12 protein-coding genes are annotated in these 22,169 nt (G+C 73.4%); 5 read left to right on the forward strand and 7 right to left on the reverse strand.

Translation table 11 applies throughout. The annotated features are described in order from the left end of the window. Positions 1-3: 3 nt before the first annotated feature. The 4 genes from ACIQM0_RS36205 to ACIQM0_RS36220 all read right to left on the reverse strand — a co-directional run bounded on the left by ACIQM0_RS36205 (position 4) and on the right by ACIQM0_RS36220 (position 5,630). Complete coding sequence (locus tag ACIQM0_RS36205; RefSeq protein ID WP_401294931.1) at positions 4-1,683, reverse strand: PrsW family glutamic-type intramembrane protease; 1,680 nt, start codon at positions 1,681-1,683, stop codon at positions 4-6. A gap of 67 nt (positions 1,684-1,750) precedes the next feature. Then, a complete protein-coding gene (gene trmB / locus ACIQM0_RS36210; protein WP_401294954.1) occupies positions 1,751-2,632 on the reverse strand; it encodes a tRNA (guanosine(46)-N7)-methyltransferase TrmB in 882 nt (293 codons plus the stop codon). A gap of 4 nt (positions 2,633-2,636) precedes the next feature. Beyond that, positions 2,637-3,893, reverse strand: coding sequence for an L-2-hydroxyglutarate oxidase (gene lhgO, locus ACIQM0_RS36215; protein ID WP_401294933.1), 1,257 nt, complete (start codon positions 3,891-3,893; stop codon positions 2,637-2,639). A 111-nt stretch (positions 3,894-4,004) separates the two neighbouring features. Beyond that, complete coding sequence (locus tag ACIQM0_RS36220; RefSeq protein ID WP_401294935.1) at positions 4,005-5,630, reverse strand: collagen-like protein; 1,626 nt, start codon at positions 5,628-5,630, stop codon at positions 4,005-4,007. Between the two features lie 1,459 nt (positions 5,631-7,089). Here ACIQM0_RS36220 and ACIQM0_RS36225 point away from each other — a divergent pair. After that, entirely contained in the window at positions 7,090-9,201 is a 2,112-nt protein-coding gene (locus ACIQM0_RS36225; protein WP_401294937.1) for an asparagine synthase-related protein, read from the forward strand. A 118-nt stretch (positions 9,202-9,319) separates the two neighbouring features. Beyond that, positions 9,320-12,742 (forward strand): ATP-binding protein, encoded by a 3,423-nt coding sequence (locus ACIQM0_RS36230; RefSeq protein WP_401294939.1) that lies wholly within the window; start codon positions 9,320-9,322, stop codon positions 12,740-12,742. 62 nt (positions 12,743-12,804) lie between these two features. Here the strand turns inward: ACIQM0_RS36230 and ACIQM0_RS36235 are convergent, their stop codons facing one another. After that, positions 12,805-14,820, reverse strand: a complete 2,016-nt coding sequence (locus ACIQM0_RS36235; protein WP_401294940.1) for a sigma-70 family RNA polymerase sigma factor — start codon at positions 14,818-14,820, stop codon at positions 12,805-12,807. A 400-nt stretch (positions 14,821-15,220) separates the two neighbouring features. Beyond that, positions 15,221-16,153 (reverse strand): TetR/AcrR family transcriptional regulator, encoded by a 933-nt coding sequence (locus ACIQM0_RS36240; RefSeq protein WP_401294942.1) that lies wholly within the window; start codon positions 16,151-16,153, stop codon positions 15,221-15,223. A 337-nt stretch (positions 16,154-16,490) separates the two neighbouring features. Between ACIQM0_RS36240 and ACIQM0_RS36245 the strand changes: the two genes are divergently transcribed. After that, entirely contained in the window at positions 16,491-17,888 is a 1,398-nt protein-coding gene (locus ACIQM0_RS36245) for an NAD(P)/FAD-dependent oxidoreductase (RefSeq protein WP_401294944.1), read from the forward strand. 242 nt (positions 17,889-18,130) lie between these two features. After that, positions 18,131-19,795 carry a SpoIIE family protein phosphatase gene (locus ACIQM0_RS36250; RefSeq protein ID WP_401294946.1) on the forward strand — a complete coding sequence of 555 codons (1,665 nt, stop codon included), beginning with the start codon at positions 18,131-18,133 and terminating at the stop codon, positions 19,793-19,795. Positions 19,796-19,807: 12 nt separating this feature from the next. On the opposite strand, the gene ACIQM0_RS36255 is transcribed toward ACIQM0_RS36250, so the two are convergent. Then, entirely contained in the window at positions 19,808-21,115 is a 1,308-nt protein-coding gene (locus ACIQM0_RS36255) for an MFS transporter (protein ID WP_401294948.1), read from the reverse strand. 156 nt (positions 21,116-21,271) lie between these two features. Between ACIQM0_RS36255 and ACIQM0_RS36260 the strand changes: the two genes are divergently transcribed. Further along, entirely contained in the window at positions 21,272-21,826 is a 555-nt protein-coding gene (locus ACIQM0_RS36260; protein WP_363031153.1) for a MarR family transcriptional regulator, read from the forward strand. Positions 21,827-22,169: the final 343 nt, after the last annotated feature.

Here is a 22,169-nt window from a genome sequence, read left to right on the forward strand (position 1 = left end):
GGCCTAGCTGTACTGATCCGGGTACTGATCCGGAGGGCTGTAGGGCGCCGGGTCCTGGAGCGGCGCGTCGTACGGGGGCTGCGCGTACGGCTGCCCCGCGTACGGCGGCTGTCTGTACTGGGGCCGGCCGTACTGGGGCCGGCCGTACGGGGGTTGGCCGTGCGGGGGCTGGCCGTGCGGATACGTGGGGTGCGGATACGCGGGGTACGGGTGCGGGGCGTGGCTGCCGTGGGGCTGGTACGCCCCGTGTCCCTGGTACGCCCCGTGTCCCTGGTACGGCCGGGGCGCCTGAGGGGTGAACCGGGGGCGCGGGCGCCGCGTCGCCTGCGCCGCGTACGCCAGGGCGGGTCCGGCGACCTCACGGCGCTGCCACAGGTGGTGCAGCAGCTCCAGCTCACGTTCGGCCAGGTCCGGGCCCGCCGTGCCGCGGCGGGCCTGTCGGCGCAGAAAGGCCAGTGACGTCGCGAACGACTCGTACTCGGCGACCGCGCGGGCCGCCGCCTTGGCCTGTGCCTTCGCCCGGTCCCTGGCCTGGGCGGTGACCGGGGCCGGTACGTAGCCCTGGCGGCCGTACGGGCCGCCTCCCGCTGCCGCCGCCCACCGGCGTGCCGCGTCCCTGGCCCTGCCGCGGGCCCGCATCGAGGACAGGGCGAGGGGTTCGGCGGGGGAGAGCCAGCCGGCTGCGGCGTAGACGGGCAGCTCGACGGCCAGGGTGCGCAGCTCGCGCCGGCGGGACCAGATCGCCAGCCAGGTCACCAGGCCGAAGGCCGGCACCATGAACAGGCCGTACACCGCGTAGAAACCGTACGGGCCGAACGTCGACGAGCCGTTCCACAGGGCGTGCATGCCCATCGCCAGGACCAGGCCGAGCACCGGCAGCGCGAGGCGGCGGAACCGCTGGTGGTATGCGCTGCTCGCGGCGATCCCGAAGCCGATGCCGGTCATGACGGTGAAGAGCGGATGCGCGAACGGTGACATCACCGCCCGTACGAAGAACGTCGCGACGGTCACCGACACGAACCCCGAGCCCAGCTGCTGGTCCTCGCCGAAGGCGTTGCCCAGATAGAGGATGTTCTCGGTGAAGGCGAAGCCCGTCGCGGCGAAGCCGGCGACGACCACACCGTCGACGATCCCGTTGAAATCCCGTCTTCGGAACAGGAAGAGCAGCAGCACGGCCGCGGCCTTGGCGCTCTCCTCGATGACGGGCGCTATGACCGTGGCGCCGAGGGTATCCGCACTGTCCGGGTCGGCGGTGGCCGTGGCGATCCACTGGGTCGCGAAGGAGTTCGCGAGGATCGCGACGAGGGCGGCCGCGCAGGCACCCCAGGCGAAGGCGAACAGCATGTTGCGCCACGGGCCCGGCTCCACCCGGTCCAGCCAGCGGAACGCCGTCATCAGCAGCGGGACCGGCAGAACGGCCAGCCCCAGGCCGACGAGGAATCCCTGAGTGCCCGTCTGGTCGCGGACCAGCGCGAGGATCACCAGACCGCAGAGGGCCAGCACGGTGAAGACGGCGACGACACGGAGCGTCCTGCTCCGCCACAGCATGCCGACGCGCCGCGGCCGGTAACGCCACTGGCCCCGCTCCGGCACGGCAGCCAGGATCTCGCCGACCCGCTGCTGCTCAAGCACCGGGACGGCCGGCTGCGACTGCCGCTGCTGCTGGACAGAACCGTCGGACACCCCACGACCCTAACGAGGTGGACTGACAACGGCCATGGCGTATGTCCGCCACCCCACCCCGCTCTGCTCAGTGGCGGGCGAAGAGCAGGTCGTGCACGACGTGGCCCTTGTCCAGGCCCTGTCCCTCGAACCGGGTCAGCGGCCGGAACGCGGGCCGTGGTGCGTAGCCGCCGTCCGCCGCCGTGTTCTCGAAGCGGGGGTGCGCGGTCAGCACCTCCAGCATCTGTTCGGCGTACGGCTCCCAGTCGGTCGCGCAGTGCAGGACCGCTCCGGGCCGCAGCCGCTGCGCCACCAGGTCGAGGAACTCCGGCTGGATCAGCCGGCGCTTGTGGTGGCGGGACTTGGGCCAGGGGTCGGGGAAGTAGACCCGGAGCCCGTCCAGCGAGTCCGGCGTCAGCATCTCCCGCAGCAGGATGATCGCGTCACCGTTGGCGACCCGGATGTTGGACATGCCGTTCCGGTCCGCGAGGCGGAGGAGATTGCCCTGGCCCGGGGTGTGCACGTCGACGGCGAGGATGCCGGTGCCCGGGTCGTCGGCGGCCATCTGGGCGGTGGCCTCGCCCATGCCGAAGCCGATCTCCAGCACCACCGGCAGCCCGTCGAACAGCTCGGGCAGATCGAGGACTCGCAGGCCGTCGATGTCCAGGCCCCACTTCGGCCAGAGCCGCTCCAGGGCGTCCTGCTGGCCGGGCGAGACCCGGCTGCGGCGCGGCTGGAAGCTGCGGATCCGGCGCTCATGGTGCGAGCCGGCCGGATCGGCCGCGGGGCCGCCGGGGAAGCGGGGCTCCTGACGCAGCCTGCGCTGGCGGTCCAGGGCCGCGGCGCGCAGATCGTCGGGGATTCCGGCGGTGGCGGGTGCGACGGGCGCGGCGTCGGCCCCAGGCGCGTCGTCCGCCGTCGGTTCGGCTCCGGGCGCGACGCCGCCGGGCGTCGTGGGGGAGGGGTTCATGGGCTCAGACACAATGCCCTGATTCTACGGCGGGCGGTTTCCACCCCGTCCCCTGCGCCCGCTGGAGCGCCCTGCGTGCCACCTCCCGCCCGATGGGCAGCGAGGCCGTGGCGGCGGGCGACGGAGCGTTCAGCACATGCACCGTGTACGGGGCCTCACGGATCAGGAAATCGTCCACCAGCGTGCCGTCCCGGAGGACCGCCTGGGCCCTGACCCCGGCCGGGGCCGGCCGCAGATCGGCCTCCGTGACATCGGGCAGCAGCCGCCGCACGGCCGCCGTGAAGGCGTGCTTCGACAGTGAGCGGTGCACCTCGCCCACCCCGTACCGCCAGTGCCTGCGCGCTATCCGCCAGGAGCCGGGCCAGCTCAGCGTGTCCATCAGTTCGCGGGGGCGCACGACCGGCCAGCCGTAGCCCTCGCGGGCCAGCGCGGGCACCGCGTTCGGCCCGACGTGGACACCGCCGTCGTGGCCGCGGGTCAGATGCACGCCGAGGAACGGGAACGCCGGATCCGGCACCGGATAGACCAGGCCGCGCACCAGATCGGGCCGGGCCAGCTCGTAGTACTCCCCCCGGAAGGGCACGATCCGCATCCCCGGGTCGTCGCCCGCCAGCCGCGCCACCCGGTCGCACTGCAGCCCCGCGCAGTTGACCAGCACCCGGGCCCGCACCACCAGGCCGTCCGCCGTCCGCACCGCGACGCCCCACGGCCGCCGGTCGATCGCGCTCACCTCGGCGCCGAACCGGATCAGGCCGCCGCCGGCCCGCACCTCGTCGGCGAACCGCTCGGCGACCGCGCCGTAGTCGCACACCCCCGTCGTGCCCACCCGGATCGCCGCGAGGCCGCGCACCCGGGGTTCGTACTCCGCGATCTGGGCCGGCCCCAGCTCCCGCACCGGCAGCCCGTGCTCGCGGCCGCGCTGCACCAGCGCGTGCAGCCGGGGCAGCTCGGCGCGCCCGGTCGCGACGATCAGCTTGCCGGTCACGGCGTGCGCGATGCCGTGCTCCCGGCAGAAGTCGACCATCTCGGCGGCGCCGCGCACCGCGTACCGCGCCTTGAGCGAACCCGGGCGGTAGTAGATGCCGCTGTGGATCACCCCGCTGTTGCGCCCCGTCTGGTGGCGCGCGGGGCCCCACTCCTTCTCCAGCACGGTCACCCTCGTGCCCGGGGCGGTCCGCGTGATCGCATACGCGGTCGACAGACCGACGATCCCGCCGCCGATCACCAGCACATCGCAGTCGTACGCCGCGTGCGTCATCATCACGCCACCTCCCACCCCGATAGTGCACTGACCCACTGACAACGCACTCAAACCCATCAGGGCCAGCGTGGCGCCCGCGAATCCGGCGGCGCGGGGTACCGACCGGACCGGCTACGCGGGCGCCACCAGCAGCGGGCGGGCGCGTTCCCGCAGCTCGGCGACGCGCGGTTCGTCCCCGTAGGGCTCCAGCCGGTGCAGCAGGTCGCGCACGTACTCGGTGGTCCGCGCCGACGAGATGCGGCCCGCCACCTCCACCGCGCGGGTCCCCGCCGCGCAGGCCGCGTCCAGGTTCCCCGACTCCAGCTCGGCGACGGCGGAGACCACGAGCCGCAGCCCGTGCGAGCGGACGAACTCCTCGGTCGGCCGGGACAGCGCCTGCTCGGTGAAGCGCCGCACCTGCCGCGGCGCCTTCAGGTCGAGGTGGCACTCCGCGGCGTCGGCCGCGAACCGGTCGTACGAGTAGAAGCCCAGCCACGACGGGTCCGCGTCGCCGTCCCGGGAGCGCTCCAGCCACCCCTCGGCGGCCTTCAGAGCGGCCCCCGCGGCCGGTGCGTCGCTCGCCTTGGCGTGCGCCCGCGCCTCCACCAGGCGGAAGAAGCTCATCGTGCGCGCCGTCGCGAGCCCGCGGTTGCGCTCCACGGCCGCCTGCGCCAGGTCGACGCCCTCGTCGGCGAAGCCGCGGTAGGTCGCCTGCAGCGACATGGAGGCGAGGACATAGCCGCCGAGCGGGACGTCGGCCGCGGCGCGCGCCAGGCGCAGCGCCTGGATGTAGTAGCGCTGTGCGGCCTCCTGCTGGCCGGTGTCGAAGGCCATCCATCCGGCGAGCCTGGTCAGTTCGGCCGCGGCGCCGAACAGCGCCCGGCCCACCTCGTCGCTGTACGAACCCAGCAGCAGCGGTGCGGCGTCGACCCGTAAGCACTCCGGGACCATGGACGAACGCCAGTCCCCGCCGCCGTACTTGGAGTCCCAGCGGCGTGCGTCCTGGGCGGCCTCCCGCAGTTTGGACACATCGCTGTGGCCGACCCGTAGCGGCGAGCCGCCGTGCGCGGAGTCGGGACCCGGCTGGGCCGGGATCGACACGCTGTGCCCGTGGACCGGCGGCGCCCCCGCCTGACCGGGCACGAGCGGCGTTCCGGACAGGATGTGCTGCCCCGGCACGCCGGGCGGCGCCGCGGAACCGGGTGCACCCGGCGCGCCCTGCGCCCCCACTGCGCCCCGTGCGCCCTGCGTGCCGAGTACCGCCGCCTCCGCGGCCGCCGAGGCGCGGGCGACCGACGGGTCGGCGGGGGATATCAGCCAGCGGGACGCGGGAGTGGCGTACGCACTCACCGAGAACGAGCCCGCCAGCGACTGCCAGATGCCGCCGCTGCCGGCCCGCCGCCCGGCCAGATCCAGCCGGTACAGCTCGGTCGCCGAGCGGACCGCCTCACCCACATCGCGCGGGAACGTCAGACCGACCTCCGGCGCGGGGTCGGCGTCGGCGAGCCCGATCTCGTGCAGCGGGACCGGACGGCCGAGCTTGGCCCCGATCGCCGCAGCGATGAGATGGGGCGCGGCGCCCTGCGGCACCATGCCCTTGGAGACCCATCTGGCCACCGAGGTCTTGTCGTACCGAAGTGTCAGTCCGCGCTGCGCCCCGAGGTCGTTCACCCGCCGGGCGAGCCCGGCGTTGCTGATTCCCGCGAGGGCGAGAACGGTTCCGAGCTTCTCGTTCGGCCCGCGTTGCTCCCTGGACATGCGCCACCCCTCGACACACAGACGGCAGCCGCGTCACCGTTGAGGCGCGCGGCATTCGTACCGTGTTCTCCCCAGGGACGAACCCCGGCACTCCGACCGCACACGCATTTGGCCGAGCCCCGAGGAATATGCCCCCGGCCGAGAACATCAGTAAACCCAGCGTAGTTCGCCGCATCCCTACCGTTAAGGGGCGGACGTCCGTATGGCGGGATTGTTGTACGTCCGGAGCGAACAGCGGCCAACAGCGGGGACCGCGACGGCGCGTGGGGCCGGTGGGGCGGCCGTGGCGGGTGGGTGGCGGAGGAAGAGTGAGGGCGGGGCGGAGAGGAAGCGGGGAGGGCGGGGAGGAGGGGTGCGGTCCGCCGGCCGCGCCCGGGAGGGTGCGGGGAAAGGGGTCGGGAGAGGGTCGGGGAGGGGTGCGCGGGAGGATCGCCGGGGCGGCGCGGGAGGCGGGTGCGGGCAGGGGCGAGGGCAGGCCTCGGGACGCGTGGCCGCACCCCTGCCCCACGTGCTGACCAGCCCGAACGCGTGTTCAGGGCGGTCCGGCCGCCCCTGGTTCGCGAGGTCCGTCCGCCCCTGGTTCGCGAGGTCCGTCCGCCCCTCGCCGGGGCCTCCTGAGAGGTGTCCCGGCGTGCTCCTCGTGTGTGGCCGTGCGCCCGGCCGTGCGCTCTGGCCCGGTCCGAACGGAAGCGCTTCCATGGGTGCTGCGTGGGTCGGCCCGCCGCACTGGACACTGCGGGCTGGGGGAAACCGCCGCCTCATTCCCCGCAGGCGGTGGACCGGTCCGGGAGGCGAACTGCGTCTCCCGGACCGTGCGTCGGACCGGGAACGAGGGGTCGGGGCTGGTGTCGGGCCCGGGGAAGCCGCCTGCGCGCGGGAGGTCGCACGGGAGTTCCGCCGGAAGCTCCGTGCGTGTTCCTTGTGCGTCCGCGCGCGAGCGCGTGCCGTTCGGTCGCCTCGCTCTTCCGGCTCCCCGAGGCGGCCCGCGGCGGCCTGTGACCCCATCCGGTACGGCAGGGATAAGACGGGGCGAATACGGATGAAGACGGGCGCGGATTTCTGGCCTTGAGGTTCCCACACGCCCTGAGATTGGCTGGATATCACCGGTCGAGCGAGGTTGGGCCGACGGATTCGCGGACATCTCGCCGGTCGTCCGCGCACGGCGTGCCCGGTGGCCGGATCCGGGTCGCCGACGTGGTGCGCACGAGGAAGGGCAACACGCGCAATCCGTGACTCCGTTGCCGCCGGGACCGACGCGCGCGGGCGAAGGGCCGGACGGTGAGGCCGACAGCCCGCTCCGGCCTTTGCCAGGGGCGCATGCGCTCACGACGTGCGCCGTCCCTGGCCACTCCTGCACGCCGTTGTCGTGGCAGCATGTCCGCAACGGCGCCGCGCGTTACCGGAGTTCTCCCGATACCGCCCTGCCGCGCCGTTTTGTCCACAGCCTGTGGAGGCGGCGATGCGTTGGTTGGTGGGTTGGAGCAGTATCGCCGCGAGCTTCGGCACGGTCGGGGCGGTCGGCGCGCGTGACGACGGGCGCACGATGCACCCCGTGGGTTCCCAACTCCTGTGGGGGGACCCGGATCCGCTCTGGGCGGTCGGCGACTGGCGGCCCGACGAGATCCGTACCGTCCGGGTGGACACGGCCGAGGGCGCGCCCACGGTCCGGATCGCCGTACTCGGCTGCTGCGGCGCCACCGACGAACAGCTGCGCATCGGACTGCTCGCCGCCCGCGGCGGAGCCCTGCGCCACCTCACCGCCTGGACCGGCAGCTACACGGCCGTCGTCCAGATCGGCCGACGGATCACCGTGGTCGGCGACCTCGCCGGAGCCCGCCCCGTCTTCTACACCCCCTGGGCCGGCGGCACGGCGTACGCCACCGCCGCCCTCCCGCTCGCCGACCTCATCGAGGCGCAGCTCGACATCGGCCACCTCGCCGCGCTGCTCGCCTGCCCCGAAACCCCGGAGGCGCTGCGCGACGGCACTCCGTACGCCGGTGTGAAGCGCATCCCGCCGGGGCACGCGCTGATCCTCCGCGAGGGCTCGCGGGAGATCACCGGCTACGAGGCGGTGGCCTCCCTCGCCGTGGCCGCGCCCGAGCTCGATCCGGTGAGCGCCGTCGACGGGGTGCGCGACGCCCTGGTCGAGGCCGTGCGCGCCAGGCTGCTGGCGCCCCGCCACGCCCCGGAGACCATGCCTCCCGACCCCGGACCGGTCCCCGGCATGGGCCCCGCCGAACGCCGTGCCGCCCGGGGCGCGCCCGTGCCCGGCATCGGCTCCGACCTCTCCGGAGGCAATGCGTCGGCCACCCTCGCCCTGCTCGCCGCCGGACTCCCCGGACTGCCCGGCACGCTCCTGGGCCACGGCACGGGAGCGGGTGAGCGGCTGCTCGCCGTCACGTTCAACGACCTGACCACCCGCGCCCACGAGGACGAACTCGAACGCGCCCGCGTCATCGCCGCCAACCCCCGGCTGCACCACGTCGTCGTCGCCGCGGGCGAAGAGGCCCTGCCGTACGCCGAGTTGGCGAACGGTCCCCTGACCGACGAACCGGCTCCCTCGCTCGTCGACGTCGAACGCCACCGCCGCCGGCTCTCCGCGGGCAGCGCCGACCACTTCGTGGGCGACGGCGCCCGGCAGGTGCTCGACGCCCACCCGGCCCGCCTCGCGGACCTGCTGATCGACCGCCGCAGACGCCACCTGCTGCGCCCGGTCGCCGCACTCGCCAAGGCCGAAGGCCCCTCCGCGCACTCCCTGTTCGTCCCGCTGACCGTCTACCGGGCGGCCCGGCGCCTCGCCCGTACGTCGTACCGCACCGGTCTCGAAGCGGCGGCCGTCCGCCTTCCCCACGCCAACCGCCTCACCCCCGACCTCGGCACCCCCGCGGATGCCTCGCTCGCCGCGCTGACCTGGTCGCGTCCGGGGCCGGCCGCCCGCTGGCTGACCGGGGAGGCGCTCGCTGAAGTATCGGTTCGCCTTCAGGAGGCGTCGATCCGCCCCACCTCCGTCCAGCGCCCCGGCGAGGCCCGCGCCAGGGCCGCGCTGGCCCGGAACGCCGCCGACCACCGGATCCTGGAGCAGGCCGCAGAGGTCCGCAGCCAGCGGCTGCACGCCCCCTTCCTCGACAACCAGGTCGTACGCGCCGCCCGCGCGCTCCCCGAGTCCCTCCGGGTCCAGCCGGGCGCCCGCGCGGCGATCCTGCGCCGGGTCCTGGCGGGCACCGGCATCCACGACCTGCCGCCCGGCTGGGGCACCCCCTCCCAGGCCACCTCGACCGAGGTCACCCGTACCGGCCTGCGCGCCTCGCTGCCCGAGCTGATCGCCCTCTTCGACGCCCCGCTGCTCGCCGACGCGGGCCTGGTCGAGGCCCGCGTCGTACGGAAGGCTCTGCGCGCGGCCGCCGAGGGCGAACCCCTCCCCCTGGACGGCCTCGCCGACCTCGCCTCCACCGAACTGTGGCTGCGCCGTCTCGTCTCGCGCCGCGGCACCTGCTGGACGGGCACGGCGGCACCGCGCCAGCGCGCGGTCGCCGGCGGCGTGGTCCCGGCACGACGGACACTGCAGCCGTAGCCGTAGCCGTAGCCGTAGCCGTAGCCGTCGGCAGGGCAATGGGGAGGGCGATCAGCTCGGTGTGCCTGCCGTGGGCCGGCCGCCTTCCGTTGTCCGAGCGGCGGGACACAATGGCGGGGTGCGGTATCTGATCCTGGGCGCCACGGAGGCGCGAGACGAGCAGGGCGGTGCGCTGCCCCTCGGCGGTATGCGCCTGCGGGCTCTCCTCGCGGCCCTGGCGCTGCGCCCCGGCCGGTCCGTGCCGGTCGCCGAACTCGTCGACGACGTGTGGGCGGACGATCCCCCGGCGGACGCCCCCGCCGCGCTCCAGGCACTGGTGGGCCGGCTGCGCCGGGCGCTGGGGAGGGACGCGCTCACCAGCACCCCGGGCGGCTACCGCCTGGCGGCCGGCCCGGAGGACGTCGACCTGCACGTGTTCGAGCGGCTCGCCCGGCAGGGCGCCGCCGAGCTGGAGGCCGGTGCGCCCGGGGACGCCGCCCGCACGCTCCGTACGGCACTCGCCCTCTGGCGCGGACCCGCCCTGGCCGACCTGCCCGACCGCGACCACGGCCACGCGCTGCGCCCGGAGGCCCACCGGCTGGCAGCACTGGAGCACCGCATCGAGGCCGACCTGCGATGCGCGGGAGCCGACGGACCGGCGATGGCGACGACCGAGTCCCGGACACCCCTGCCTGCGACATCGCTGCCCGCGACCGCCCCGCCCTCCGCCCTCGTACCGGAGCTGATGGAGCTGACTGCGGCCCACCCGTACGACGAACGCTTCCGGGCCCAGCTCATCCGCGCCCTGCGCGCCGCCGGCCGGCCGGCCGACGCGCTCGCCGCGTACGAGGACGCGCGCCGCGCCCTCGCCGAGGGCCTGGGCACCGACCCAGGGCCCGAACTGACCGCCCTCCACCGCGCACTGCTCACCCCCGCAGCGTCCGCACCCGGCCCCGAGGGGGCGGAAGCCGCCCGGGGCAATCTCCGTCCCCGCCTCACCTCCTTCGTCGGGCGCGAGCCCGAACTCCGCACCATCCGGGACGATCTGACCCGCTCCCGGCTGGTCACCCTCACCGGGCCCGGAGGCTCGGGGAAGACCCGTCTCGCCGAGGAATCCGCGGCGGACGAGGGCCGCGCCGCCACCGGTGACGTCTGGCTCGCCGAACTCGCCCCGGTGGAGGACCCCGAAGCCGTCCCGGGAGCCGTGCTCTCCGCGCTCGGGCTGCGCGAGACCGCCCTGCTGCGGGACAGCGCCCTCGAAGGAACGTATCCGCGCACCGATCCGGTCGACCTGCTCGCCGATCACCTCGCGCACTGCTCCAGGTTCCGTCCTTTCCTCCTCATCCTCGACAACTGCGAGCACGTCATCGGCGCGGCGGCCGCGCTGGCCGAGGCCCTGCTGACCCGCTGCCCGCGGCTGCGCATCCTCGCCACCAGCCGCGAACCGCTCGGCGTGCCCGGCGAATGCGTACGTCCGGTCGACCCGCTCCCGGCCGATCTCGCCCACCGCCTCTTCACCGAGCGGGCCCGTGCCGTGCGGCCCGAGTTCGACCCCGAGCGGGAGGCCGCGCACGATCCGGACGCCGTCGCCGAGATCTGCCGCCGCCTGGACGGGCTGCCGCTCGCCATCGAGCTCGCCGCCGCCCGGCTCCGGTTGCTCGGCCCGCGCCAGATCGCGGACCGGCTGGACGACCGGTTCCGCCTGCTGACCGGCGGCAGCCGGACCGTACTGCCGCGCCAGCAGACGCTGCGGGCCGTCGTCGACTGGTCCTGGGACCTCCTGGACGAGGACGAACGCACCGCCCTGCGCCAGATCTCGGTCTTCGCGGGCGGCTGGGACCTGCCCGCCGCCGAGGCGGTCATCACGGCGCCGGCCGGTCCCGCCCGGCACACCGCGGCCGACACCGCGGACCTCATCGGGGCACTCATCGACAAGTCCCTGGTCGTCGCCACCCCGGTCGACGGCGGCGGGATGCGCTACCGCCTCCTGGAGACCATTCACGAGTACGCCATGGAGCGCTGCGCCGAGACCCCGGGCGTACGGGCCGCTGCCGGGCGTGCGCACACCGCGCACTTCCTCGCCCTCGTCGAGGAGGCGGAGCCGAGGCTGCGCTCCGCCGACCAGTTGCCCTGGATCCAGCGCCTGGAGACGGACCTCGACAACATCCGGGCCGCCCTCCACCGCACCACCGCCCCCGCAGGCCCGTCCGAGTCGTCCCACCCGTCCGATCCGTGCCAGGCGGACCAGCCGTCCGAAGCGGACGCGGCACGTCTGGTGCTGGGCATGGGCTGGTTCTGGTGGCTGCGCAACTACCGCACCGAGGGCCTCACCTGGACCGAGCGGGCGCTGGCGTTCGGCCCGGAGCCCACAGAGCGCACCGATCCCCGTTACTGGTCCTGGATGAATCTGCGCATGCTCTGGTTCTTCCTGGAGATGGAGAACCGTCCGTCCGACGTGGACAGCGACAGCCACGACATCCAGGCGCTCGCGAGCCGGGTGGGCGACGCCTTCATGTCCTCGGGACCCCAGGCCGCTCGCTTCCCCGGGCTGCTCTGGCCGATGACCTCGTTCTTCAGCCTGGGCATGAAGGACGTCCGGAGGAAGATCGACTCGGTCGTCGACAACGCCCGTGTCCACGGCGGGGTGTGGGAGTACGGCGTCGCGCTGATGTTCCGCACGCACATGGTCGTCGACATGCCCGGCGGTATGCCTGGGGTCGACGCCGATCTGGCGGAGCTGCGCGCGCTGGGCCGCCTCGTCGGCGACCGCTGGATGCGCGCCCAGGTCGCCTCCGCGGCTGCCGAGGCGGGCATGATGCGCGGGCGGTACGACGAGGCGCGTGCGGCGTACGAGGAGGCCCTGCTGCTCGCCCACGAGGTCGGGGCCCATGCCGAAGCCCCGTTCCTCCTGGCCAGGCTCGCCGAACTCTTCCACCGCACCGGCGACCGGGCCGCCGCAGATCGGCTCCTGGAACGGTCGGAGTCCGAGGCGCAGCGCTACCAGACGCACGACGCGGCCGCGTACGTCCCGTACCTGCGGGCCACCATGGCGCTGGAACGCGGTGACGTCGTGGCGGCGCGGCGGATGTACGCCGCGGCGAAGGCGGAGAACGAGTACGGCAGCCCGCCGACGCACTTCAGCGCGATCCTGGAGGGGCTGTCGGCCCGCATCACCATCCACGAACCGGGGCCCGAGGGCGGTCCCGCCGCCGGCCTGCGCGGGCTGACGGCGGCCCTCGTCTCGGCACGGGACGCACAGTGCGCCGAGATCGTCACCGGGAACCTGGCGGACGGCGTGGTGACCGTACTGCCCGAGGTGGGCCGTCACGCGGCCGCCGTACGCATCCTGGCCGCTGCCGACAACTGGCGGCTGTCCGGCCCCAGGACCGCGGCGGAACAGTCCGAGGTGGACGCGGCGGCGCAGCTGGCCCGCCAGGAGCTGGGGGCGCGGCGGTACGAGGAGGAGCACGCGGCGGGCCGCGGACTGACCGTCGACAACGTCATCGACCTGCTCATGGACATCACCGCGGAGCTGCCACCGCCGGAGGCGGCCGCCCGCTGAAGCGCCGGTGCCGCTGAACCACCGGACGACGGACCGGCGAGGTCAGGCCCGTCCGGCCCCGGTCAGCGGCAACTGATGCGGGACTCGGCCCAGTTCGCGAGGGCCACCCCGCCGAACTCGGTCATCGGCTCCACGACGAGCCGGATCCGGTCCTGGCCGTCGATGCCGACGCCGACCGGTACGGCAGGGTCGTTGCCGTTCATCACCGGCGACCGCCACAGCCGCGCCCCGTCGCCGTTGTACACGGAGAAGCGCACGGAACCGAGCCCCATGGTCAGGTCGTCGACGCCGACCATCGCCTCGTAACGGGTGCACCGGCGGTTCAGCTGGATGACGACGGAGGAGCGGCTGTGCACGGTCACCCCGTGGGCGTACCTCGTGCCGCCGATCGACATCCCGGAACGCTGCCAGACCCAGCTGCTCTCACCGAGCACCACCTCGGGGCCGGTGTGGTCGCCGAAGAGGCTGTAGCTCAACTCGTTGACCTGGTAGACCTCCGGCGCCGGTGCCGGAGCGGGCGGCGGAGGCTTCGGGGTCGGCGTCTGAGTCGGGGTGGGTGTCGGCGTCGGCTTCGGGGCGGGCGGCGGTGGGGCGGGAGCCGGCGGGGTGGGCATCGGAGTCGGGGTGGGCGTGGGAGTCGGAGTCGGTGTGGGGGTCGGCTTCGGAGGTACGGGAACGGCCGGCGCGGGCTCGGGAGGCGGGGTCGGCTTCGGCGGTGCGGGAGACGGCACCGCGGGCGCCACGGCCGGCGGTTTGGCCACCGGCCTCGCCTCCGGCCTCGGCTGGTCGTCCCCGACCAGTGCCCACGCCAGTCCGGCCGCCGCCGCGACGACGACCGCCGCCGCGATGCCCGCCTTCGCCGGGGCGCCGAGCCCCTCGGAGGCGGCGGCGCCACCGGCCGACCCCGCGGACGAACCTCCGCCGGTCGCCGCGGCCGCGGCACCCGCGCCCGCCGCACCGGCTGCGCCGCCCGCCACGATCCCGGCGGCCTTGAGCGCGTATCCGGCGGCGAACCAGCCGATGACCGCGACCGGGAGCAGCGCGGGGATCCCGGCGTTCACATGGGCGAGTTCGCCCGCCGCCAGCCGGCACTTCGCGCATTCGTCCAGGTGTCCCCGCAGCCCGCGCTCGGCCCGCATCCGCAGCCCGCCACGGGCGTAGGCGCCGAGCCGGTCGGCGTAGCGCGCGCAGTCCCCGCCGGAGGTGAGCGCCTGGCTCACATGGGCCTGCAGATACGCCTGCTTGAGCCCTTCGCGGGCGCGGCTGGCGAGCACCGAAGTGGCGTTGGCGGTGAGCCCGAACAGCGGGGCGACGTCGCTGGGCGACTCCTCCTCGACAGTGGTGTGCCACAGGACCGCCTGCCAGCGCTCCGGGAGACTGCGGAAGGCCTGCATCGCCATCGACTGCTCGGCCTCGTGCATCGCCATCACATCGGCGCCGAGATCGAGGGTGTCCGCGTCCGACACCTCCCAGGAGCGCGACGCCTGAGCGGCGAACGCCGCGAAGTCATCGACGAGTTGCTCCCGCTTGGCGGTCTTCGTCCAGGCGGCGCCGACATGCCGGACCGCTGTCATCAGGTAGGCGCGTACGGCCTCCTGCGGCCCCTTGCCGCCCCGGACCGCCTGCAGTGTCCGGGCGAAGACCTCGGCCGTCAGGTCGTCGGCGGTGTGCGCGTCCCGGCAGCAGGTGCGCGCGTACCTGCGCACCGCGTCCGAGTGCCGGCGGAACAGCTCCTCGTACGCGAGGTCGTCGCCGTCCCGCATCTGCTGGATCAACTGGGCGTCGGACGGGGCGAGTACGGAGGTATCCGCAGCGGCCGAGCCGCTGCCCACCCGCTGCAACGGAACCGCCGCCGCTGCGGCGCCGATCGCGTCCGTGTCCGCCGCTGCCTGGTGCTCGACCGGTGTGGGGGGCCACGGTCCGGGCAGAATCGTGCCGCCGGGCTCTTCGCCGGCGCTCTTGCGCCCGGGTCCGGCCTGGTTCGGCACCTGCTCCGAGGGCCGGCCGCCCGTGCCGGTGCCGACGTCCGCGGTGGAGACACCGTCGAACGACTCTTCCTGCTGCCCGTCACCGCTCATCGCGGACGCCCCCGTTATGCGCTTTCGGACCCGAACACCGGGCAAGCGTGCCACAGAGGGCAGGCGTGGCGGCCTCTCAGCCCCGGCAACCACTCATCCGGGGCGTTCTCCCGAATATGAGCACTAGCGGACACCCGTTCGGGGAAGAAGTAACAGGATGTGCTGCTGGGGCAGTTGCGCAGGTTCGCGCCGCGAGTGACAGAAGAGGCCATGGCCGGCCGCCGGTACGCCCCCACGATCACGGGACCACACCGACGCACCGACCGGCTTTCACCGCGCTCACCGCATTCCGTGCAGCCGGACGCGGCCCGCCGCACCCGCCGAGGCAGCGCTCACGCAGCCCGTTGCCTCAGCGCGCGGCCCTTTGCCCGCACAGGCCGCAGCCCGCGGCCCAGCCCGCTCACGCAGGCCGCGAGCGCAGCCCCTCCAGCAGGATGTCGAGCAGCCGGGCCGAGGCAGCCGCCTGCTGAGCCGCGTCCGGCAGCGAGGGCGCCGCCGTCGCGATGACCAGCAGCACATCGGCCACCGTCACGTCGCGGCGCAGCTCACCGGACGTCCGCGCCCGGTCGACCAGCCGGCCCACGACCTCCAGCAGCTCGGCCGCTCCGCTGCCGACGCCGTCGATCTCCGACGCGGACCGGGGCTCGGCCACGCGCGGCCCGCCCTGCCCTGCCGATTGCCCGGCCTCCTGCCGCTGCTGCGGCACCCGGTGCTCGCCGCGGGCGTCACCGGCCGCCGAGCCCGGTCCGGCCGGCTCCGCTGCCCGTACGGCGCCCGGATCGCCGACCACCGTCGAGTCGTCGGTGTCCGCGCCGACCCGCAGTATCTGCGGAGGCAGCAGCCGCCCCGCGCCCGAGGCGACCGAGGTCCGCAGGAAGCGCGACAGCGCCGACCACGGCTCCTCCTCCTGGCCCAGCGCGGACCGGGCCTGGTCGGTCAGCCGTGAGGTCTCCTCCTCGGCTATCCGCCGCACCAGCACGTCCTTGCTGGGGAAGCGCCGGTACACCGTGCCGACACCGACCCGGGCGCGACGCGCCACGTCCTCCATCGGAGCGCCGTACCCGAGCTCGCCGAACACTTCGCGGGCCGCCCGCAGCACATGTTCCAGATTGCGCTGCGCGTCCACGCGCAGCGGCGCCGAGCGGCCGTGCGCCCCGGCACCGACGGTGCCCGCGCCGAGCGCGGCACCCAGAGTGCTCACTGCTCCCGACGGCGCGGCGGGCCCCGACGACCCGATACCGCTCACCGTTCCGACCGTACCGACTGCGCTGATTCGTCCGTTTCCTTCGGACGCGACAGCAGTAGCCGGCCAATGCGATTCCTGAATATGCATGACTGTTCCCCCGGTTATGACGTCTCCCCCCGGAGACTCCCGCCGTGTCTGTCGGGTTGACCGATGGTCCACATCCGACACCCCGACGACACACGAACATAGTTGAGCCAGGGTCAATTCAGAAGGGGGCAGTTCGGCCCGGAGCGCCCCCCGATCGGAACAAGGACCGGTTGGTCACCGATTCGCCCTCCGCCCGTGCCCCTCACCGCAACCCCTGACCTGCGGGGCGTCCGTATTGCCGCAACGATCAACCGGAGCGGCCCGTTCGGAAGCTCCGGTCACACAATTTGCCGGGGCTGTGGACAAACTCCGGAGCGCGTTGCGTCATGGGGTGGTGATGGCTTCAGATTCCGGGGGGACACCCCCCGGCCCCCCGCCGGGTGCGCGCATTCTCGTCGTCGGCGGCGGCTACGTCGGGATGTACACCGCGCTGCGTCTCCAGCGGAAGCTGAAGCAGCGGCTCAGAAGCGGCGAGGCCGAGATCGTCGTCGTCACTCCTGATCCTTATATGACGTATCAGCCGTTCCTTCCCGAAGCCGCCGCCGGTTCGATCTCACCGCGCCACGTGGTCGTCCCGCTGCGCCGGGTCCTGCCGCACTGCACGATCGTCATCGGCGAGGCGCAGCGCATCGACACCGTCAAGCGCACCGCGACGGTCACCACCCTCGCCACGGCGGAGGACGGCACCGGGGCCATCGAGATCCCGTACGACGAGATCGTCATCGCGCCCGGTTCCGTCTCGCGCACCCTCCCGGTCCCCGGCCTCGCCGACCACGGGTTCGGCTTCAAGACCATCGAGGAGGCCATCGGGCTGCGCAACCACGTGATCGAGCAGATGGACATCGCCTCCGCCACCCGCGACCCCGCCATCCGCGACGCCGCCCTCACCTTCGTCTTCGTCGGCGGCGGCTACGCGGGCGTGGAGGCGCTGGCCGAGCTGGAGGACATGGCCCGCTACACCGCGCGGTACTACCACAACATCAAGGCCGAGGACCTGAAGTGGATCCTCGTCGAGGCCACCGGCCGCATCCTGCCCGAGGTCGGCGAATCGATGGGCAGGTACGCCGTACGGGAGCTGCGCGGCCGCAACATCGACGTACGCCTCGACACCCGGCTGGAGTCCTGCGAGGACCGGGTGGCCGTGCTCAGCGACGGCTCCCGCTTCCCGACCCGCACGCTCGTGTGGACGGCGGGCGTGAAGCCCGCGCCGCTGCTCGCCGCCACCGGCCTCCCGCTCAACGACCGCGGCAGGCTCATCTGCACGGCGAGGCTCACCGTCGAAGGGGCCGAGCACGTCTGGGCCGCCGGTGACGCCGCCGCCGTCCCCGACCTGACCTCCGACGAGCCCGGACGGGAGACCGCGCCCAACGCCCAGCACGCGGTCCGCCAGGCCAAGGCCCTCGCGGAGAACATCGTCGCGTCCATGAACGGCGAACCGCTCACCGAGTACCGGCACAGCTACGCGGGCTCCGTCGCCTCGCTCGGCCTCCACAAGGGCGTCGCGCACGTCTACGGACGCAGGCTCAAGGGCTACCCGGCCTGGCTGATGCACCGCACGTACCACCTGAGCCGGGTCCCGACGTTCAACCGCAAGGCCCGCGTGCTCGCCGAATGGACCCTCGCCGGCCTCTTCAAGCGCGAGATCGTCTCCCTCGGCTCGCTGGAACACCCCAGGGCCGAGTTCGAACTCGCCGCGGGAAGACGTCCCGGGACCGACGGCGACGGCGGTCAGTAGGGTCCGGTGTCAGTAGGGTCCGTCACACTGGACGTGTGACCATAGGTGGGCTCACATCTGCACAGAGTGATCCGGCAGGCAGCGACCGACAGTGACCAGCAGCGACCGGCTCCGGCTGCGCCTTCCCGCCGGTCCGGCCCCGAACCGGCGAGAGAGAACCGGCAGGAAGAACCGGCTGAGGACCCGGCAGAGGAAGCAGCCCGCCCGAGCGGACCAGACCGACACACGAGGCCAGAAATTCCGTGAACTTCACGCGTTGGAGCGCCCGCCTACCCGGTACGCAGCGTCGCGCCGCCCGGGACGACCACAGTGCCGTACCGGCGGCCCGCGCCGAGTACACACAGGACGAGACCGGGTCCGGCCCGCCGGAGGGCGAACCGGACAGTCCCGCGACCCGGCCCCCGGCGCCCGCCCTGGAGGACCTCTCCGCCCGCGACATCCTCGGCCAGCTGCCCGCCCTCGTCGCTCTGGTGCACGGACCCGACCACCGCATCGCGTACGTCAACGACGCCTACGCCGCGGCCTTCGGCCCCCGCCCGTCCGGTGTCCCCGCGGCCGAGGCGATGCCCGAGCTCACCGAGCTCAGCCTGCTCCCCCTGATGGACCAGGTCCTGCGCAGCGGCACACCCCGCACGGTCAAGTCCCGCAAGGTGGGCAGCGGCAGCTCGTACACCGTGACCTGCACCCCCGTGTCGCGCGACCAGGACAAGGGGCACGAGGGCGGCGTGCTCGTGTACGCCGCCGATGTCACCGACCACGCCGAAGCGGCCGAGCGGCTGCGCACCAGCGAGCGGCGCCACCGCGAAACGGCCGTCACCCTCCAGCGCTCACTGCTCCCGCAGGAGCTGGAACAGCCCGACGACCTGCGGATCGCCGCCACCTACCAGCCGGGCGGCACGGACGCCGCGGTCGGCGGCGACTGGTACGACGTCATCACGCTCGGCGCGGGCCGCACCGCCCTGGTCATCGGGGACGTGATGGGGCGCGGGGTGCGCGCCGCCGCCGTGATGGGCCAGCTGCGCACCGCCGTCCGGGCCTACGCCCGACTGGACCTCCCGCCGCACGAGGTCCTCCAGCTGCTCGACGGGCTGGCCGCCGAGATCGACGCCAGCCAGATCGCCACCTGCGCCTACGCGGTCCACGATCCCAACGAGGGGCTGCTGGTCTACTCCTCCGCCGGTCACCTCCCGATCCTGGTGCGCGACGAGAACGGCACGGTGCACCGCGCCGAGGGCCCGACCGGGCCCCCGCTCGGCACCGGCGGCTGGATCCACACCTCCGGCACGATCGCGCTGCCGCCCGGCTCCACCGCCGTCCTCTACACGGACGGCCTGGTCGAGCGCCGCAGCGAGGACATCGACGAGGGCGTGGCCGCGCTGGAGCGCGCGCTGTCCGGCGCGAAGGGCGCGCCGCAGGTGGTCTGCGACCGCCTGATGCGCTCCCTCAACATCACCGCGGAACACGACGACGACGTGGCGGTCCTGGTGGTCCAGCACCCCGCCCGCACCGGGCCGACCGCGGAGCTGTTCCACAACGCCTCGCTCGATCTGCTCGGCGGCATCGAAGCGGCTCCGCGCGCCCGCGCCTTCGCGACGGGCGTCCTGACGTCGTGGCGCTTCCCGGTGGACCTGTGCGACCTGGGCGTCCTGGCCGCCGGCGAGCTGGTCGCCAACTCCCTCCAGCACGGCACACCGCCGATGCGCCTGGGGCTGCGGCGCACCGACCGCCGGCTGATCATCGAGGTGACGGACGGCGACGACCACCTGCCGCGCCGCCGCCGCGCCGAACCGGCCGACGAGGCGGGCCGTGGGATCTCCATCGTCGCGACGATCGCCACGTCCTGGGGCAGTCGCCGCACACCGGGCGGCGGCAAAGCCGTCTGGTGCGAGTTCGCCCTGCCCCGGTAGAGGCCGCGGCCCTCAGTGGACGGCGGCGACCGGGGCCGGCACCTCGGCCGACGCGCTCTCCGGCATCGAGACGGCCACCACCCGCGACGGCACCGCCGCGAGCGAGGGCTGGTCCTGTACGGGGGCGAGCCGTCGGCCCAGCCGCAGCGCGAGCACCGTGATGCCGAGCGAGAACAGCACGAACGTCACGATGTACGGCCCGTGCAGCGAGGCCCCCATGGGACCGCCCACGGCGGGGCCGACCGCCAGCGCCAGCTGCTTGCACAGGGCGAAGGCCGAGTTGTACTGCCCGACCATCGATTCCGGCGCGAGATCGGCGACCAGCGGTGCGACGGTCGGCGAGAGCATCGACTCACCGAGCCCGAACAGCGCGTACGTGGAGATCATCGCGGCCGTCGCCATGGTCTGGCTGCCGTGCCCGAGGCCTGCGTAGCCCGCCACGATCCAGGCGAAGGCCCAGATCAGACCGACCGAGGCGATCACCCGGCTGCGACGGCGCCGCTCCACGAGCCGCAGCACCACGAACTGGGCGACGACGATGACCGCGGTGTTGGCGGCCAGCGCGATCCCGAGCGTGGAGGGCTTGATCCCGGCGGCCTCGGTTCCGTACGCCGCGAGGCCGGACTCGAACTGTCCGTAGCAGGCGAAGAACACCACGAACCCCAGCACACACAGCTGCACCATGGCCCGGTGCGAGAGCAGCACCCGCATCCCGCCCCGCTGGGCGTCTCCGGCATCGGACACCCCCACCGCGACGGCAGGCGTACGGGGCATCCGCACGGTCGCCGTGATGGCGCCGAGCACGAGGAACATCACCGCTTCGATCAGGAACAGCAGTGTGAAGGACGACGGCCGCTCCGTGTCGACGATCTGTCCGCCGACGAGTCCGCCGATGCCGAGCCCCAGGTTCTGCAGGAAGAACTGCATGGCGAAGGCACGGGTGCGGGTGCCGGTGGAGGAGCACCGCACGAGCATCGTGGCGAGGGCGGGCTGCATGACGGCGGTCCCCGCGCCGAGGACCGCGGCTGACAGGACGGAGGCGGTGACCTGCGAGGAAAAGCCCAGGGCGGCCGCGCCCAGGGAGGCGACGACCGAGGCGACGAGCAGTACGGGCAGTGGCCCGCGACGGTCGATGACCCGGCCGGTGAACGGCAGGACGGCGAGCGCTGCCATGGCGAAGACCGCCAGTACGACTCCCGCCGTACCGGCACCCAGATCCCGTACCTGCGCCACATAGACGTACAGATACGGAACGGTGAACCCGAGCCCGAACGCGCTCAGCGCGCTCCCCAGCTGGATCCGCCGCAGTGCTGCACCCATTTCCCTGGTCACACTCACCTACCTCAAGGTCTCGAAGCCATGTGATCGAGCGAGTCGGACGACTCGAACCCGAAGACTTTAGCACTAAAGTTAGAAGCTCAACAATACAGATCGAAGGACTTCGACGGCCATGGGAGGCGTGCCATACTGCGCGCCATGTCTGACACCACCGAGCCGGGCCTCCAGGAGCCGAGCCTCGACGAGCAGATCGCCGCCTACCAGCGCGAGTTCCGGGACCTGGACCCACAGGTCGAGCAGGTCGTCTCTGCACTCGGCCGGCTGAACCGCCGGATGAACGTGGCGTACGGACGCCAGGTCGCCGCCCTCGGCATCAGCAACGCCGAGTGGGAGGTCCTCAAGACCCTCGTGCTGTCCGGTGCCCCTTACCGGCTGGGCCCGGGGGAGCTGGCCAAACGGCTCGGACTCACCCCGGCCGCGATGACGCACCGCATCGACCGCATGGCGGGTGAGGGCCTGGTCACCCGCGACCGCGACGAGAACAACCGGGTCCGCGTCATCGTCGAGCTGACGGACGAGGGCCGTACGAAGTGGCTGGAGGCGATGCGGATGGCCTCGGACTTCGAGGAGGAGCTGCTCCAGGACCTCTCGGGCGACGAGCGCGGAGTGCTCGGCGAGATGCTGATCCGGCTCCTGCGCCGGGTGGAACACGCCCAGCCGGACGCCGGCGGCCGCCTCACCGACCTGGACTGACAGGGCCCTGCCGGGGCAGGTCAGAGAGGGGTTGACATGCCCCTCCGCGATCCGTAAGGTTCTTCGAGTTGTCACGGAGCCGAAATACTTCTGCGACAACCGATCCCGCCGCGAATGCGGCAACCAAAACTCAGCACGATCTCCCAGCCGGGAGAATTTCGGTATGCCGAAATTGATTTCGAAGGCTCGATTATGAGCCGCCGAGAAGATCCGCTAGAGTTTGGGACGTCGGAACGGCCCAACAGCCGGGAAGACAAGCCCCACTGACTGGGAATCAGGCCCGAAAGGATCTGATAGAGTCGGACTCGCCGGAAAGGGAAACGCGAAAGCGAAGAACTGGAAA

The sequence above is a fragment of the Streptomyces sp. NPDC091387 genome, assembly GCF_044756945.1.
Classification (GTDB): domain Bacteria; phylum Actinomycetota; class Actinomycetes; order Streptomycetales; family Streptomycetaceae; genus Streptomyces.

Coding starts and splice junctions, on each gene's coding strand:
- ACIQM0_RS36255 (WP_401294948.1), bottom strand. CDS start 21,115: ATGGGTGCAGCACTGCGGCGGATCCAGCTGGGGAGCGCGCTGAGCGCG.
- ACIQM0_RS36245 (WP_401294944.1), top strand. CDS start 16,491: ATGGCTTCAGATTCCGGGGGGACACCCCCCGGCCCCCCGCCGGGTGCG.
- ACIQM0_RS36220 (WP_401294935.1), bottom strand. CDS start 5,630: ATGTCCAGGGAGCAACGCGGGCCGAACGAGAAGCTCGGAACCGTTCTC.
- trmB (WP_401294954.1), bottom strand. CDS start 2,632: ATGAACCCCTCCCCCACGACGCCCGGCGGCGTCGCGCCCGGAGCCGAA.
- ACIQM0_RS36240 (WP_401294942.1), bottom strand. CDS start 16,153: ATGCATATTCAGGAATCGCATTGGCCGGCTACTGCTGTCGCGTCCGAA.
- ACIQM0_RS36225 (WP_401294937.1), top strand. CDS start 7,090: ATGCGTTGGTTGGTGGGTTGGAGCAGTATCGCCGCGAGCTTCGGCACG.
- ACIQM0_RS36260 (WP_363031153.1), top strand. CDS start 21,272: ATGTCTGACACCACCGAGCCGGGCCTCCAGGAGCCGAGCCTCGACGAG.
- ACIQM0_RS36235 (WP_401294940.1), bottom strand. CDS start 14,820: ATGAGCGGTGACGGGCAGCAGGAAGAGTCGTTCGACGGTGTCTCCACC.
- lhgO (WP_401294933.1), bottom strand. CDS start 3,893: ATGATGACGCACGCGGCGTACGACTGCGATGTGCTGGTGATCGGCGGC.